Origin of the sequence: Bartonella sp. HY761 (assembly GCF_026743145.1) — a bacterium.
In the GTDB taxonomy this organism is placed as follows: domain Bacteria; phylum Pseudomonadota; class Alphaproteobacteria; order Rhizobiales; family Rhizobiaceae; genus HY038.
This window is the reverse complement of the sequence record NZ_CP104887.1, coordinates 2435860-2452527: the sequence shown is the minus strand read 5'-3', so window position 1 is coordinate 2452527 and position 16668 is coordinate 2435860. Positions and strand designations below refer to the sequence as shown.

General features: G+C 40.2%; 10 protein-coding genes. 7 read left to right on the top strand and 3 right to left on the bottom strand.

Going from position 1 to position 16668, the window contains the following annotated elements:
- The first annotated feature begins 31 nt into the window (after window positions 1-31).
- The 3 genes from N6A79_RS10645 to N6A79_RS10635 all read left to right on the top strand — a co-directional run bounded on the left by N6A79_RS10645 (window position 32) and on the right by N6A79_RS10635 (window position 5770).
- A complete protein-coding gene (locus N6A79_RS10645) occupies window positions 32-2434 on the top strand; it encodes a penicillin acylase family protein (protein WP_268545921.1) in 2403 nt (800 codons plus the stop codon).
- Between the two features lie 29 nt (window positions 2435-2463).
- Window positions 2464-4071 carry an ABC transporter substrate-binding protein gene (locus N6A79_RS10640; protein ID WP_268545920.1) on the top strand — a complete coding sequence of 536 codons (1608 nt, stop codon included), beginning with the start codon at window positions 2464-2466 and terminating at the stop codon, window positions 4069-4071.
- Window positions 4072-4171: 100 nt separating this feature from the next.
- Complete coding sequence (locus N6A79_RS10635; RefSeq protein WP_268545919.1) at window positions 4172-5770, top strand: ABC transporter substrate-binding protein; 1599 nt, start codon at window positions 4172-4174, stop codon at window positions 5768-5770.
- 75 nt (window positions 5771-5845) lie between these two features.
- Here the strand turns inward: N6A79_RS10635 and N6A79_RS10630 are convergent, their stop codons facing one another.
- The 3 genes from N6A79_RS10630 to N6A79_RS10620 form a co-directional block, all read right to left on the bottom strand.
- Window positions 5846-7276, bottom strand: a complete 1431-nt coding sequence (locus N6A79_RS10630; protein WP_268545917.1) for an amidase — start codon at window positions 7274-7276, stop codon at window positions 5846-5848.
- Between the two features lie 227 nt (window positions 7277-7503).
- The gene (locus N6A79_RS10625; protein WP_268545915.1) at window positions 7504-8871 is read right to left on the bottom strand and encodes an aminotransferase class III-fold pyridoxal phosphate-dependent enzyme; all 1368 of its coding nucleotides are present in this window, start codon (window positions 8869-8871) and stop codon (window positions 7504-7506) included.
- 235 nt (window positions 8872-9106) lie between these two features.
- Entirely contained in the window at window positions 9107-10441 is a 1335-nt protein-coding gene (locus N6A79_RS10620; protein WP_268545914.1) for an APC family permease, read from the bottom strand.
- Window positions 10442-11121: 680 nt separating this feature from the next.
- Between N6A79_RS10620 and N6A79_RS10615 the strand changes: the two genes are divergently transcribed.
- From N6A79_RS10615 to N6A79_RS10600, 4 genes are all read left to right on the top strand, one after another.
- The gene (locus N6A79_RS10615; RefSeq protein ID WP_268545913.1) at window positions 11122-12147 is read left to right on the top strand and encodes a TerC/Alx family metal homeostasis membrane protein; all 1026 of its coding nucleotides are present in this window, start codon (window positions 11122-11124) and stop codon (window positions 12145-12147) included.
- A gap of 445 nt (window positions 12148-12592) precedes the next feature.
- Window positions 12593-14743 (top strand): TonB-dependent receptor, encoded by a 2151-nt coding sequence (locus N6A79_RS10610; protein ID WP_268545912.1) that lies wholly within the window; start codon window positions 12593-12595, stop codon window positions 14741-14743.
- Window positions 14743-15951 (top strand): MFS transporter, encoded by a 1209-nt coding sequence (locus N6A79_RS10605; RefSeq protein WP_268545911.1) that lies wholly within the window; start codon window positions 14743-14745, stop codon window positions 15949-15951. Before N6A79_RS10610 ends, N6A79_RS10605 begins: the two co-directional genes overlap by 1 nt.
- Complete coding sequence (locus tag N6A79_RS10600) at window positions 15932-16609, top strand: class I SAM-dependent methyltransferase (RefSeq protein WP_268545910.1); 678 nt, start codon at window positions 15932-15934, stop codon at window positions 16607-16609. The genes N6A79_RS10605 and N6A79_RS10600 overlap by 20 nt, the downstream gene beginning before the upstream one ends.
- Window positions 16610-16668 lie beyond the last annotated feature (59 nt).

The window sequence follows — 16668 nt, the reverse complement described above, 5'->3', positions numbered from 1 at the left end:
TTCATTTCTTTGTTGATTAGGGGTATCCTCATTGATTACACCGATAGAACTTCAAGATATTCATGCCGATGCTTCAATCACCATAGATGATAGTGGAGTTGCCCATATTAATGCTCAAAATCGTGATGATTTATTCTTTTTGCAAGGTTGGAATGCCGCCCGTGATCGCTTATGGCAGATCGATTTATGGCGTAAACGCGGGTTAGGCTTGCTTGCTCGTGATTTTGGCGCAGGATATTTAAAACAGGATCGCGCCGCACGCCTTTTCCTTTATCGTGGCAATATGGCAGAAGAATTTGCCTGTTATGGGGATCATGCACATGAGATATGCCAAGCTTTTGTAAAGGGGATCAATAGCTATATTAACGGCATTAAAGCTGGCTCATTTAAATTGCCACCAGAATTTTTGGTCTTTGATACATTTCCAGATTTTTGGCAAGCAGAAGATGTTGTGCGTATTCGCAGCCATTCACTTACCCGCAACGCATCGTCAGAAGCTTTGCGCGCCAAAATTTTATCTCTCGCAACAGATATAGAAATTGGTGAATATGTCGATAGGTTAAGGCAAAATCTTGAGCCGTCTATTTCTATTTCAAATGAAGATAGTGACGTCTATTTAGACGATTTTGCTAATAATCACATTTTAAATGATTTTTTTCTAGCTTTAGCACCAGTAAGCTTTGACAAAAAGCGTATGAATGCCAGATTGGACGAAGCCGATGATTGGGGGCATATAACATCAGCAGGGAAAATTGGCGGTGATAAGGGGATTAAGCTCACGGGTAATCACGCGGATAGTGAAGTGATTGGTACAGGCTCTAGTCTTGAGGGATCAAATAATTGGGCAATTGCCAGTAAAAAATCGGCGACAGGGCGGCCTATTCTTGCCCTTGATCCACACCGAACCCATAATTTACCCTCAGTTCGCTATGTTGTTCATCTTACCATGCCACAGCTTGATGTTATTGGTGCAGGAGAGCCTTGTGTCCCTGGTATTAGCATGGGGCATAATGGTTTTGCGTCTTTTGCCTTAACTATATTTTATGCCGATCAAGAAGATATTTATTGCTATGATATGGCTCCATCAAAATCTACGCATTATATGTATCAGGGGCAAGAAGAAGCCCTTATTGATATTGAAGAAACGATCGAGGTTAAAAATTACCCTGCACAAAAACTTATTTTGCAATTTACAAAGCATGGGCCGGTAATCCTCCAAAATAGCGAGCATAAAAAAGTCTATGCCATTAAAACCGTTTGGCTTGATGCCGGTATGGCGCCTTATATGGCAAGCCTTGCTGTTATGAATGCAAAAACACCAGATGACTATCTTAATGGTTTAAAAAACTGGGGTACGCCAAGCGTCAATCATATTTATGCTGATTGTAATGACAATATTATTTGGAAACCAGCAGGAGCATTTCCCATAAGGCATAATTGGGCAGGGCTTTTGCCGATATCAGGCAATGGTATGTTTGAGTGGTGCGGCTATGCTGATCCATCAACAACGCCTATGAGACAAAATCCGCCATCGGGCTTTTTAGCTACGGCAAATGCTATGAATATTAATGAGACATGGCTAAAAAATCATTCAGCAATCGGATTTGAATGGTTAGATGTTAGTCGATCTAAAGTCATTCATCAATTTTTAGAAGAAAAAGACAAAATAGGTTTGGATGATTGCGCTAAGTTGCAAAACTCAACCCTTTCTTACACAGTAACAATCGTTCAAAGCCTTATCCAGTCTATTAAGGTTGAGCAGTTAACCAAGCTAGAAAGCCGTTTGGCATTTGATATTCTTTGCCAGTGGAATGGTGATTTGAGGAAATCATCAAATGCTGCGGCATTATTTGAAATTTGGTTTAATAATCATCTTGGGGCATATCTTACTAAGGCGAAGGGTGCAGATCAAAGTTTGATCAATCTTGCTATGCCTTTTGATACTGCATCCTTGCGATTAGAGCTTGCAAAAATTGCCAAAAATAACATTGATTATTTAGCGCCTGTGCTTGATGAGACGCTAAAAACTGCCTTTGAGGAAGCAACAAACAGGCTTGGAGCAGATTATAAGGCGTGGCAATGGGGCAAGCTACATCAATTACGGTTGCAACATCCTTTACAGCACTTTGTTGATGATGATTGGTCGATAGCAGATATCGAGCTTGGCGGCTCCGCAACATCGCCGAATATGGCGGCATATAATGTGCAAAATTATCAGGTTACAACCGGCCCTTCTGTGCGCATGATTATTGATGTCGGGCAGTGGGATAATAGCCTTTTTATCAATACCCCTGGTCAATCTGGCAATCCTGATAATGTGCATTATCAAGATTTAAAAGATGATTGGCAAAGCGGCAAATATCGACAATTACTATATTCAAGTGAAGCTATAAAAAAGGCAGCAAAGGTTCAGTATTTATTCAAGCCCAAGTAAATTATCAACCAAAAAGCCAAGAGGTGGACATGTTTTACAAAAATAGCAAAAAAATTGGTTCTATCGTTAAAATGGGGCTTATTGCGTTATCAATGTCGGTGCCAATGTCATTCACGTCAACAACTGCTTTTGCCGAAACGGTGATTAAAGCGGTGATGCATTCGGACCTACGAATAACCGATCCTATTTTAACAACCGCTCATATCACGCGCAATCATGGTTATATGATCTATGATGTTTTGATTGCGCAAGATTCTAATTTGCAGCCACGTCCGCAAATGGCAGATTGGACCATTTCAGAAGATGGTAAAACTTACCAATTCACCTTGCGCGATGGTTTAAAATTTCACGATGGTTCACCTGTCACCAGTAAAGACGTTATTGTGTCTTTAAAGCGCTGGGGCGTGCGTGATAGCGGGGGGCAATTATTGCTTGATGCAACGGAAGAATTTACCGCCCCTGATGACAAAAATATTTTATGGAAATTAAAAAGGCCATTTAATCCATTATTATCTGTTTTGTCCAAGGAATCGAGCGTGCCAGCCTTTATCATGCCCGAACGCATAGCCAATACGCCAGCAGATCAAGCGATTAGTGAATTTATTGGCTCTGGTCCTTTTAAAATGGTTGTATCCGAGTTTAAACCAGGGCTTGGTGTTACTTATGAAAAATTTGCCGATTATATCCCGCGTGATGAACCACCAGATGGCTTAGCAGGGGGCAAGGTAGTCTATGTGGATAAGGTGCAATGGATCAGCATGCCAGACCGCCAAACATCAATCAATGCGCTTGCTAATGGTGAAGTTGATTATCTCGAGCAGGTGACGGTGGATCTTATTCCATTGATTGAGGGTGATGAAGACATCATTGTCGAAAAGCGTGATAAATATGGTTTTCAAACCGTGGGACGTATGAATTTTAAATATCCGCCCTTTGACAACCAAAAAATTCGCCAAGCTGCTTTATATGCACTGTCCCAACAGCCTATACTTGCTAATCTTATGGCATCAACGGAATATTATAAGGTTTGCGGTGCTATTTTTGGGTGTGGTACTTTACTTGTCTCTGAAGATGGTGCTTCGACCCTTACTCATAATGGTGATATTGAAAAGGCCAAAGCGCTTTTAAAAGAAGCTGGCTATGATGGAACACCAGTTGTAATTATGCAGCCCACCGATACGGCTAGCCTTTTGGCACAGCCTATTGTTGCAGCTCAGCAATTGCGAGCCGTTGGCTTTAATGTGGATTTGCAACCGATGGATTGGCAAACGCTCGTTGGCCGCCGTGCATCGATGGTCGCACCTAAAGATGGTGGTTGGAATTTATTCTTTACCAATTGGGGTGTACCTGAAATTTCCAGCCCTTTAATCTCGCCTATGCTTAATGGTCGTGGTGACAAGGGGTGGTTTGGATGGCCTGTAGATGATGCTCTTGAACAGCTTAAGCAAGAATTTATCGCTGCTAATAATGATGATGAACGCAAAATTGTTGCGGAAAAGATTCAAAAACATGTTTTGGATTTTGTTATCTATATACCTTTGGGTGAATATCAAATGCCGCAAGGGCGACATAAAAACGTGACCGATATGTTACCCACTTCGATACCAGTTTTTTGGAATATTAAAAAATCCGATTAGCTATCAATAGTAAACAATCGGTTAGAGATATTTTTCATCAAGACTAAAACATCTCTAACCTTTACCATCAGTAATTTAAAACAATAAAATAGAGGTGAACATGTTATATAAGAAAAATCGCTTTAAAATGCGCTCTGTCCTGAAGATTGGCCTTATCGCTTTATCTATGTCCTTAGCGTCAACAACCGCTTTTGCCGAAACTATTTTAAAGGCGGTTATGCATTCGGACTTGCGTGTTACTGATCCAATTCTAACAACTGCGCATATTACGCGTAATCATGGTTATATGATCTATGATGTTTTGATAGCGCAAGATTCCCACTCAAATCCACGTCCGCAAATGGCTGATTGGACTGTGTCAGAAGATGGCAAAACCTATAGTTTTACTTTGCGTGATGGTTTAAAATTCCATGATGGTTCACCCGTTACTGGTAAGGACGTTGTAGCTTCATTAAAGCGTTGGGGCGCGCGTGATAGTGGTGGGCAATTACTATTTGATGCAACTGAAAAATTAGAAGCCGTGGATGACAAAACAATTGTCTGGACATTAAAGAAGCCTTTCCGTCCTTTACTTGATGTTTTATCGAAAGAGTCAGCAGTTCCTGCCTTTATCATGCCAGAAGCTGTGGCAAATACGCCGCCCGATCAAGCGATTAAAGAATTTGTAGGTTCAGGTCCATTTAAAATGGTTGTTGCCGATTTTAAGCCGGGTATTGGTGTAACTTATGAAAAATTCACCGATTACATTCCGCGTGATGAGCCGGCCGACGGCATGGCAGGGGGTAAAGTTGTCTATGTGGATAAGGTACAATGGATCAGCATGCCAGATAGCCAAACCGCGATAAATGCCCTTGCTAATGATGAAATCGACTACCTTGAAGAAATCTCAGTCGATCTTATTCCGCTTATTGAAGGTGATGACCATATAGTTGTTGAAAAGCGTGATAAATTTGGATCGCAATCAATTGCTCGTATGAATTTTAAATATCCACCTTTTGATAACCAAAAAATTCGCCAAGCAGCCTTATATGCACTGTCACAAGAACCAAGTCTTGCCAATCTTATGGCTTCACCAGACTATTATCAGGTTTGTGGTGCGATTTTTGGTTGTGGTACATTACTAGGTGATGAAAGTGGTACGCAATCATTAACCCATAAGGGTGATGTTGATAAAGCAAAGGCTTTGCTAACCGAGGCAGGTTATGATGGCACGCCAATTGTTATTATGCAGCCAACTGATGTTGCAACTTTAGCGCCGCAACCTGTTGTTGCAGCTCAGCAATTACGCGCCGCTGGTTTTAAAGTTGATTTGCAACCTATGGATTGGCAAACACTTGTTGGCCGCAGAGCGTCAATGGCAGCCCCCAAGGATGGTGGTTGGAATATGTTCTTTACCACATGGATCATACCTGAAGTATCCACACCATTAAATTCACAAATGTTGAATGGACGTGGTGATAAGGCTTGGTTTGGTTGGCCAGTTGATGAAAAAATAGAGGCGTTAAAGCAAGAATTTATCGCGGCAGATAATGATGATGAGCGCAAGGAAATTGCAAAAAGAATCCAACAGCATGTGATTGATTTTGTGCTTTATGTGCCATTGGGTGAATTCCAAATTCCACAGGCACGCCATACAAATATTAAAGATATGCTGCCGACCGCTTCACCAGTTTTCTGGAATATGAAGAAAGAACAATAATTATTTATCAAAAATAGTTGAGCATTTTCAATGTAATAAATCTGTTGAAAATGCTCAATTTTAAAATCTTAAACGCTATAATGCACTTAACCTTTGGTCAAGAGGTCTGTCAATGGGACCTCTAGCGGTCTCGAATGCTTTAGCAAATTGCATTAGCTCACGGTCACCTCGTGGGCAGCCAATAATTTGGACACCTGCAGGCAGCCCATCCACCGAGAAGCCGGCAGGTAGCGAAATTGCCGGTAAACCTGCCATGCTTGTTGGAATAACCACTTCCATCCAACGGTGATAAGTATCCATATCACGCTCTGCAATTTTAGCGGGCCAATTTATATTTACATCAAATGGAAAAACCTGCGCGGTTGGCAATACCAAATAGTGGTAACGCTCGAATAGGGATAGTAAATAAGTTAACCATTGATTGCGGGTATTAATTGCATTGGCAACGGTGCTACCGCTCATTTTGAGCCCGCGTTCAATTTCCCAAATTGCTTCCGGCTTGAGCAGTTTTCGTTTTTCTTCATTTTCATAAAGCGCGGCATTAGCGGTTGCTACTGACCAACTGCGCAAATTTATCCAGCCTGTCCATAGGTTTTCAAGATCAAAATGCATATCAACAGCTTCAATGTCGCAGCCCATTTTTGTCATGACAGTAAGGGAAGATTGTAAAATATCCATCATGCCATTTTCCATTGCAAGATGACCATTCATGTCGCCTAAAAATCCAACCAATGTTTTATTCGCATTATATTGATCCGTCAGACTAAGATCTTCATTCGCAAGAGAATTAGGATCATTGGCTGAAAAGCCGGATTGTATGGCGAGCAAACGTGCCGTATCATTAACATTGCGTCCCATTGGCCCATAAGCCGATAGCATATTATTATAAGATATTTGCGGGCCACTTGGCACACGGCCAAAACTTGGACGAAAGCCAACAATATTACAAAAGCCTGCTGGATTGCGCAGTGATCCCATCATGTCGGACCCATCTGCAACTGGTAGCATATGTGCAGCTAAGGCTGCGGCGGCACCACCGCTTGAACCACCCGCACTTTTATCAAGATTATAGGGGTTGCGGGTGCGGCCATGCAGCGCATTATAGGTGTGTGATCCTAACCCAAATTCAGGCGTATTGGTTTTACCAATAATAATTGCACCGGCTGATTTAATTCTGGCGACATGGGTATCATCTATGGTTGCAACATTATCTTGATAAGCAAGCGAGCCACGTGTTGTTTTTAAACCCGCCACTTGCGATAGATCTTTTATTGCTTGCGGGAAGCCATGCATCCAACCATAAGATATACCAGCTTTTAGAGCGGCATCGGCACTATCAGCTTCTTTTAAAACTATCTCTCTATCACGCCGCAATATGATAGCGTTGATTAAGGGATTGAGTGCATCTATGCGGTTAAGATAGGCTTCCATAACCTCGCGGCATGAAATTTCGCGCCGATGAATAACTGCAGATAGGCTTTCTGCTGATAATTGGGTAATTTGCATGGGTTCTCCTCCGACATAAGCAAGGCTATCATAAAAATTATGTTATTGCTTTTGATGTTTTATTTTATAAAAATTTAGCCTGCGATCGTTTTGGTTGTTGTCGTTAATCGCGAAAATACTGGATAATTTTGCTAAGATTTTCTTTTTTAAAAAGCCATTATCTAAAAAGTAAGGCCGCACTGAATTTGATAATTCTATGCGACCTCAACGATTATAATGAGCAGCCTTTACTTGGCTACACTCTTAATGCCGGCATCAAATGTATCGACCATAATATCAACATGCTCTTTTTCTAGGATAAAGGGTGGTGATATAATGAAGGTATCAGCAAGATTTCTAATCAAAACACCATGATCGCGGCAATAATCGGCAATTCTTGCACCAAAATAATCAGATGGTTGGAAAGGTGTTTTATGCTCGCGATCCGCGACCATTTCAACGCCAATCATCAAGCCACACCCTCGGACATCGCCAATATTTTCATGTCTGGTTTGTAGGTCTTTTAATCGGTCGATAAAATATTGTCCAACATCGCCAGCTTTTTGAGTAAGATTTTCGTCTTCGATAATTTTTAAGTTGGCAAGGGCTGAAGCGCAAGCCAAAGGATGGCCAGAATAGGTGTTACCATGGACAAAACCATGAATTGAAGGATTGGGTGTGTCGATTGTTTCAAATGTATGGGCAATTTCACGGCTCATCATTGTAACACCAAGTGGAACATAACCGCTATTAATGCCTTTTGCAAAAGACATAATATCTGGACGCACGCCCCAATGACGGCAGCCTAGCATCGAACCCAAACGCCCAAAACCAGTGACAACTTCGTCTGATATTAATAAAATACCGTATTTATCACATATTTGGCGCAAACCTGGCCAATAGTTTTTAGGAGGAACAATAATACCACCTGCACCTTGTACCGGTTCGGCAATGATTGCCGCCACATTGGCTGGCCCCTTATAAAGGATCTCACGCTCCATTAAATCAAGGCAAAGTGTGCCTAATTCTTCGTGGTTTTTGATGCCAAAGGGATTGCGATAAAGATGGGGCGTTTCAACTTGACTAAACCAAGACAAGAGTGGTTCAAAATTTTCGCGATAATATCGGCTGCCAATAGCCGAAAGTGCGCCAAGTGTAACACCATGATAGGCATTTTTAAGCGATATAATATGGGTGCGCTTTGGCTCGCCCTTTAAGCGCCAATATTGGCGCACCAATTTAAATGCGGCTTCATTTGCTTCCGAGCCACCAGATGAGAAAAAACAGGCACCCATATCTTCTTGTGCTGTCATCTCAACAAGGCGATTAGATAGATCCAATGATGGTTGATTGCTTGAACCGGCAAAAAGCGAATAATAGCTTAACTTATCCAATTGTTGGCGAATTGCTTCTTTTATTTCTTCGCGTCCATGGCCGACATTAACATTCCAAAGGCCAGCTTGCCCGTCAATGTAGCTTTTTCCGTGATTATCGGTGACATAGACACCTTTGCCACCGGTTATAACAATGGGTGGAAATTTTTTTAAATTTTCAGGATCAGTAAATGGATATAATAATGAGTCAACAGTATTCTTCATATCATTATGCGAGTTCATAAAACTCTCCTCCATAGTTAAAAACAAAGACATAACCATTTATGTCGAGCATGTTAGAGCATATCTATTTATTGCTTTAGCAGTAACGTGCTTTTAAATTTATATTTTAGCGCATTTCCTGCAAAAGTTGTTTCTGCTTTTGATGTAAATGCTGCAATGCTAGCATAGGAAAACCAAGATGCTATCAAAGACAATGTGGCAGATTTATTTATTGTGTCAATTGGTCCCAGCATATTCACTCATCTTCCATGTTAAATTCTTTAGGTTTTATTTTGAAAAAGCGGGTTAGGTACAGTAAATAGATAAATCCTATCGCAAACCAAATCATACCAATTATAAAAGTGATAGAAGAAAGCGATGTCCAAAGCCAAAGTGTAAATAAAAAGCCGATGAATGGTAAAACACCATAAATAATGAGTTTGCTGCCCTTATTCTGCTTTTGATCGATAAATAAGACTTTTATTACCGATAGATTAACAAACGAAAACGCCGCTAAAGCGCCAAAGCTAATCATGTTAACGGCAAATGTTACACTCATTACCAATGCCAATAATGACACTAAGCTTACCACAAGCGTTGCGCCGATTGGGGTTCCAAATTTTTTGCTAATGACACCAAATATCCGATTGGGCAGCATGTTGTCTCGCCCCATAGAATAAAGGATGCGAACAACGCTTACCTGTGATGCCATCGCCGATGCGAAGGCGCCTGCAATATAAGCTGCAGTAAAAAAAGTAACTAAAAAATGGCCGCCCAATCTTGCCATAACATCGGTTGCGGCAGTATCTTCATTTTTGAAATCTTGCCAATTTGGAAAAACCAAATGCCCTGCCCATGCTGTGATAATAAACAGTAATCCAGCAATAAGTGTGCAAAAAATGATCGCTATTGGTACGCTACGCCGCGGATTATGTGCTTCTTCCGATAGGGTGGAAATAGCGTCAAAACCCAAAAAGGACAGGCAAAGAATCGCGGCGCCAGCAACAATTGAATTTAATTTTAAATCATCACCTATAAAGGGGCTAATGATAGAAGGGGCATCGCCTTTTAACACCATTGCAAAGGTAAGTGCAAAAAATACAATGAGAAAAATAGCTTGAGCACCAACAATGATAAAGTTCATTTTTGCTACAAGTTTAATGCCTAAAATATTAAAAATTGTTGCTAACGCAATAGATGCAATAATCCATATATGAGCAGAAATTGCCGGAAAATATTCATGGAGAAATATTCCGATAAGTAAAAAATTGATGAGTGGTAGAAATATATAGTCTAGCAGCAATGTCCAACCGACCATAAAGCCTACCGAAGAACCAAATGCCTTACTTGCATAATTATAGGCTGACCCTGCGGTTGGTTGTTTATTTACCATGCTACCATAGCTTAACGCCGTAAAAAACATGGCAAATAGTGTTACAATATAAGCAACAGGCAGGTGACCTTTTGTTATAGTTGTAACAACCCCATAGGTGGTAAAAATTGTTAGCGGCACCATATAAGCAAGGCCGAATAAAACCAAGGACGGCACACCTAGCACTCGGTGAAGAGATGATTTACTAATATCATTCATTTGGATACCCCATTATCCATAGATGTATTTATAAATCAAAAGCTGTTTGAAGTTGCATGATTGCAACCATCAAAAGGGTATCTAAATTTTTTTTAGTATCATTACCAACCCGTTAGATGGCTATGCTTGAATTGATAATGTAGCGAGCATATTGACACTAGGTGTTTATAGCAAAATAGCCTATGCACTTCATTACCAATGCAATGATTATATCCTATATTTTGCATTTTGAGCACATGCATAAATTATAGGATGTCATAAAACAACAATGCGATATATCTTCAAAAACTCAAGGTGATTATAAAACACCCATGTTCCCTTATATTTATTTATAATTCCATTCATTTCATATTTTTATCAAGCCGTCTATAGAATAAAGGTGGTTTATTCTTTTTGTCATATTCATCATTTAAGAATAGGATCATCTTCACATTGATATATTTTTGATAGGTGCATCAATGTTTTTTGAATTATTGTCGTTGTATTTGTATCTTTCAACTTAGGTTAAGAGCTTTTTTGTTGATCAATCACTTGTTTTTATGAAGTAAATCAATTTATTGTAATTTATTCCATTTATAAAAAACTGGACATAATAAAGACTATAGCATAACGTAATGATAATTTTGACTAAGATTAACTTAGTTAAGTTTTTTCTTATTTATATCCCTTAAGGATTAATTATGCCCTCAACACATATTGGTTTTCCAACTGAGACAGTTATTGTTTTTCTTATTCTGTCTATAGGTGCTATTTTTATAGACTTATTTATGCACCGTAAGGATGAGGCGGTTTCGTTAAAAAGTGCTGCGCTTTGGTCGGTGTTTTGGGTTATTGTCGCAATGGCATTTGCGGCTTTCCTATATGTTCATCACGGTGCTGAAGTTGCCAGCCTATTTGTTACTGGTTATGCCCTTGAAAAAGTATTATCGGTCGATAATTTGTTTGTCATGATGGCTATTTTTTCTTGGTTCTCTATCCCTGATCGCTATAGGCACAGAGTTTTATATTGGGGTATTATCGGGGCCATTGTTTTTAGGGCAATATTTGTCGCAATTGGTACCGGCTTATTGAGTTTGGGACCTTATGTTGAGTTAATATTTGCTTTAGTCGTTGCTTGGACCGCTGTTATGATGCTTAAAAGTAATGGCGATGAAGATGAAATCGAAGATTATTCTCAGCATCTTGCCTATCGTTTGGTTAAACGCTTCTTCCCTATTTGGCCTAAGCTTTCAGGGCATGCTTTTCTTTTGACACAAAAAGAAGTCGATGCGGAGTTACAAAAGCCTGAAAATAAAGATATCACAATTGGTCGTGGTGCCAAAGCAATGCTATATGCTACCCCGCTTATGCTATGTGTTGCCGTTGTCGAATTATCTGATGTCATGTTTGCCTTTGATTCTGTGCCGGCTATTATTGCCGTTAGCCGCGAACCACTTATTGTCTATAGTGCGATGATGTTTGCTATTTTAGGACTTCGTACGCTTTATTTTGTTCTTGAAGCCCTCAAAAAATATTTGTCGCAATTGGAAAAGGCAGTTATTGTTTTGTTATTTTTCATTGCCATCAAGCTTGGGTTAAACGCTAGTGACCATATTTGGCATCACGGCTATAGTCTTTCGGCAAGTACAAGCCTTTATGTTGTGTTGGGCGTTCTTGCTTTGGGCATTATTGCGAGCATCATTTTTCCTGATAAGTCAGAAGAATAAAGCAATAAAACTAAATTTTAAAATCCTAGCGCGATTAATATAAAATGTTTGATTGAGGTGCCCATTGCATAAATGGGCACTTTTTTATTACTCGCAATTGTTGCATCTTAGAAAAATGATGTGCTGTTAATCCGACAGGTAAAAGCTATTTTGAAAAGCCTTGATTAAAATTTACGCCTAATTAAAGTCCTTTCGTATAATATTTAAATGGGTGTTATGTTTAGTCATATTTGCCATGCTCATAGCTATTTGCACATCTCTTTATATCTTTTGCATTGGTAAGAAATATGCGGCTTGGTTTGAGGATTTAAAACGCCACATTATATAGGGAATCTATAAAAATAATATACTTGACCAATTGCATCATGTTATATAGTTATTTGGTAGGCTACCAACCAAAGGATCAGATGCAATGTTATTTCTTAAATTTTGTGGCAGTAATTTGATGAGGTTATCAATACAAAATAGCCTAATAGTAGCTAGTGTTTTGGCCAGCACCTTATCTGGATTGGCGCAAGAAAGTTCGCAAAATCGAAATGAAAGCGAACTTGAAACAATCACCATATCAGCAGATAGTGCTGAAGGTTCGGATTTTACCCAACCGCTTGCACGCACCATTATTAATCATCAAGAATTACAACAAGCGCAGATATCCGATACCAAATCGCTAGTTCCGCATATCCCAAATTTAAACTTTTCTGATTCTGGGCTTTCTTTTGCCAATACCATCAATATGCGCGGGGTTGGTTCCTCATCAGCCTTAATTGCGCCATCGGTGAAATATTATGTCGATGGCGTTCCGCTGCCGGCTCGCATGTTTGATATGCCCTTTGGCTATATTGAAAAAATTGAGGTGTTGCGTGGCCCGCAAGGCAATAATGGCGGGCTTAATGCGCAAGCCGGTGCTATCAATATAACCACCAAGGATCCATCACGTCATCTGGTTCGATCATGGGGCGCAACTATAGGCTCTTACGGGCAAAAACAAACGGAGTTATCGGTCGAGGGCAGTATTAATCAGCAAATAAGAGGTCTATTTGCAGCAAAAATCTATGATTATGATGGTGATATACGCAATATTTCTTGGTCGGCTCCCAATGTTGTTTCATCAAATGAAAGAAATTTGCGGTCGCGTTTTTATGGCACTTTGAATGGCAAGCTTATTTTTGAGACTGAAAATGCCGGCATTTTGACCATAAGCGCCGCTTGGCAAAAAGATCGCCAAAGACCAACCACTGGCTTATGGTTAGACAATCCGCAATATCCGCGCAATGCATTTAATCCACGCCCAAAACTCGAATCCCAAACAGCTTATATATCTGCAAAATATGAGCAAAATCTTGGCTCAGCCGATCTTACGACAATCAGCAGTCTATATTATTACGATACCAAAATGAAAGCCGATATCATTGATGGTTTTATTGGCAATGCCCAAACCAATTTACCAGGTTTTTTGTTTCAAGCACCCGATGTTAATGTAAGGCGGATTAATGAAGATAATTTACAAGCTAGCCATGAAATGCGTTTAGAAGGGCTAACCGATAATAATATTAAATGGCAAGTTGGCACAATGGCGCTTTGGTCTCGCTTTCAATCTACCACAGATATAGTTAGTCAATCCTTGCCCAATGGCGGCTATAAAGGAATTACCAATACGACCCATCTAGCTGTTTTTGGCGAAACGAAAATAGAAATATTTTCGCGCTTAAACTGGATAATGGGTTTACGTCTTACCAATGAAATCAAAGATTTTGATGGTCGTTTTATTGGGCGTAAAGCTGCAAGGTCAGAATTTTATGATCACGGCAAAGAAAATGATACGTTTTTAACCGGCCGCACTGGGCTAACATTTAACATTAGTGACAATGCGATAATCTATTCATCGCTAGCAAGAGGGGAAAAAACGGGCGGCTATTTGTTTTACAATCAATTTGCCGCTTTTGGTGTTCCGCTTTCTCCCTATAAAAATTCAATAACATGGACGTATGAAGCAGGTATTAAAGCAAAAAATATTGCGGGATTTTTTGATATTTCCACTGCAGCTTTTTATAATGACACCAAGGATGAACAACTCTTTACATTTAACCCATTTTTTGGTCGCGTTTTTGTCGAAAATGCCAATACGCATAGCTATGGCGGCGAAATGGAATCCGTTATACATCCAACCGATAATTTAAAATTTGGCTTAAATCTTGCGCTATTGCAAACAAAAATCACCAGTGGTCATAGCCTTATTCGCGATAATGAAGTGCCTTATTCTCCTAAACTTAGCACGCTTATTTATGGTGAATATAAAAGGGACTTTAACCTTTTTGCTCAAGGTGAGGCATTTGCCCGATTAGAATATAGCTATACAGGCAAACGTATGATTGATCCTGCTAATAGCCGCCAATTAGATGCTTATGGCCTAATTAATCTTCATCTTGGCTGGCAAAATGAAACATGGGAAATATTTGGTGATATCGAAAATATTTTCAACAAAACTTATGTAAGTTCAGCCTATCAGGCTGGCCAAAATAGAATGGCACAACCGGTTTTCGCTGGCATTCCCGGTATTGGTCGTAGTTTCTCTGTTGGGATGAAAGTGCAGTTTTAATGGAGGAAGAACAAAAATTTATTCGCAAGGCGGCTGCACTTTTATTTTTACTTATGTGCAATGCGGCAATTCAAGTATTCTTTTTGCTGGTGCTGCCTTCACTAGGGCGCGATATGGGATTATTACCTATACAAACAGGGGCAATTTTGGGTGTAGCAGCATTATTAGCCGTCATCACTGCTCCGATATGGGGCTTCTTCAGTGATCGTTTTGGTCGCGAAAGAGTTTTACTCATCGGCTTTTTAGCGGCCGCTTGTGGTACAATTATTATCATGATGATCATGGCTTCGGCTTTAATGAATAAGTGGCCTATATCACTGCTTTTTACCGCACTTTTAAGTGTACGGCTTGTGCAATCCTTGTTGGCCGGCGGCATTTTACCTGCCGCCCAAGCCTGGATGGTTGATAATTCCTCGGTTGCTATGCGGGCGCAAGCAATGGGGCTATTAGGGGCAGCCTTTGGTTCTGGGGCGATTATTGGTGCCTTTTTGCTCTTTATATTGGGGGGTAAAGCGCCCTTATTGGGGTTGCTTTTCTTAAGCTTTTTGCTTTGCCTTGGTATCATATATTTTTGGTTAAAAATGTCATCCCTTGGCAGAGGCAATCATATCGGTGTTGCTAAGGCAGCTATTAATCTTCAAAAAGCCTATCCAGCATTTTTAATTACATTTTTTTGCATCACCATTTTTTGCTTTATGCAGCATATTACGGCTTTGCGATTTGAAGACAGCTTTGCGATGATGCGTGGTGATGCGCTTAGCCTTGCGGGTGCAACTATGACTGGTGCCTCTTTACTAATGATCTTTAGCCAAACATTGGGGGTGAAGCTTTTAAAGGGTAGGGCATTTCATTTGCTTGTTATTGGCGCGTTGCTTTTATGCTTTGCTATGGTGGGGGTAACAATTGCTCACCAAGCCTATCAACTTATTATTGCCTTACAATTTATGGGTATTGCACTTGGCTTGATACTGCCCGGCAATCTTGCCTTTTTAAGCCTTATAACAAATCTTGGTGCGCAAGGTAAAGTAGCTGGGCTTAATAGTGCAGCGCAAGGTTTAGGCATGGCACTTGGGCCTTTTGGCGGGGCAGTGCTTTATCAACTCTGCGCTATCGCGCCAAACATTCTTGCGCTTACTTTTGCTTTATTTGTTCTTGTTTTTATTGTGATTAAAATAAGGGGGCTTTATAATGGCAGCTTTTCCAGATAGTGCGGCACTTGATTATGATCGCCGTATTCAAACTCTCATTCCCGGCTATAGTCTTGCATTATCGCTTATGGGGCTAAAATTTTTGCAGATTGCCAATGCCGCGCAAAATTGTGAAAAGCAGATGCGTATTTTAAGTGTTGGTTGCGGCACAGGAAGTGAAATCTTGGCGATAGCTCCATTGCTGCCAAACGCTCATTTTTATGGGGTAGATCCATCAAAGGGTATGATTGATATGGCGCAAAAACGGATAACAGCTGCCAACCTTGCCCACCGTGTTACTTTCATACATGGTTTGATTGATGATTTTGACAAAGGCAATTTTGATGCCATAAGTCTTTCTTTGATATTGCATTTTATAGCACAGGCCGAGAAAAAAACATTTTTGCAAAAGCTATCAAACAAATTAGTCGCAGGGGGCTATTTTATGATGTTTGACGCAAGGCTTGATGAAAATGATGATCTGTTAGCAATGTGGTTGGCTTGCCATCATGATAAAAATGCAGTCAATAGCATTATGGAGCGGATCCAAACCAAATGGGCACGCCTTTCCCAAAGGGATATGGAAAATTTATTCCATGAAACGGGTTTCACTAAGCAGTCGGTGTTTTTTCAAGCCTGTTGTTTCCATCTATCTCTTGCTTTTAAGGCAATATCATAAAAATAGGAGAAATTTATTGCGCTAGTTTGTTTTAGGTTTTAGCAAATGGTTGACGAGGA

Bases quoted from the DNA above. Each gene is read 5' to 3' on its own strand.
- N6A79_RS10640 (WP_268545920.1), top strand. From the start codon at position 2,464: ATGTTTTACAAAAATAGCAAAAAAATTGGTTCTATCGTTAAAATGGGG.
- N6A79_RS10625 (WP_268545915.1), bottom strand. From the start codon at position 8,871: ATGAACTCGCATAATGATATGAAGAATACTGTTGACTCATTATTATAT.
- N6A79_RS10635 (WP_268545919.1), top strand. From the start codon at position 4,172: ATGTTATATAAGAAAAATCGCTTTAAAATGCGCTCTGTCCTGAAGATT.
- N6A79_RS10605 (WP_268545911.1), top strand. From the start codon at position 14,743: ATGGAGGAAGAACAAAAATTTATTCGCAAGGCGGCTGCACTTTTATTT.
- N6A79_RS10610 (WP_268545912.1), top strand. From the start codon at position 12,593: ATGAGGTTATCAATACAAAATAGCCTAATAGTAGCTAGTGTTTTGGCC.
- N6A79_RS10620 (WP_268545914.1), bottom strand. From the start codon at position 10,441: ATGAATGATATTAGTAAATCATCTCTTCACCGAGTGCTAGGTGTGCCG.
- N6A79_RS10600 (WP_268545910.1), top strand. From the start codon at position 15,932: ATGGCAGCTTTTCCAGATAGTGCGGCACTTGATTATGATCGCCGTATT.
- N6A79_RS10615 (WP_268545913.1), top strand. From the start codon at position 11,122: ATGCCCTCAACACATATTGGTTTTCCAACTGAGACAGTTATTGTTTTT.
- N6A79_RS10630 (WP_268545917.1), bottom strand. From the start codon at position 7,276: ATGCAAATTACCCAATTATCAGCAGAAAGCCTATCTGCAGTTATTCAT.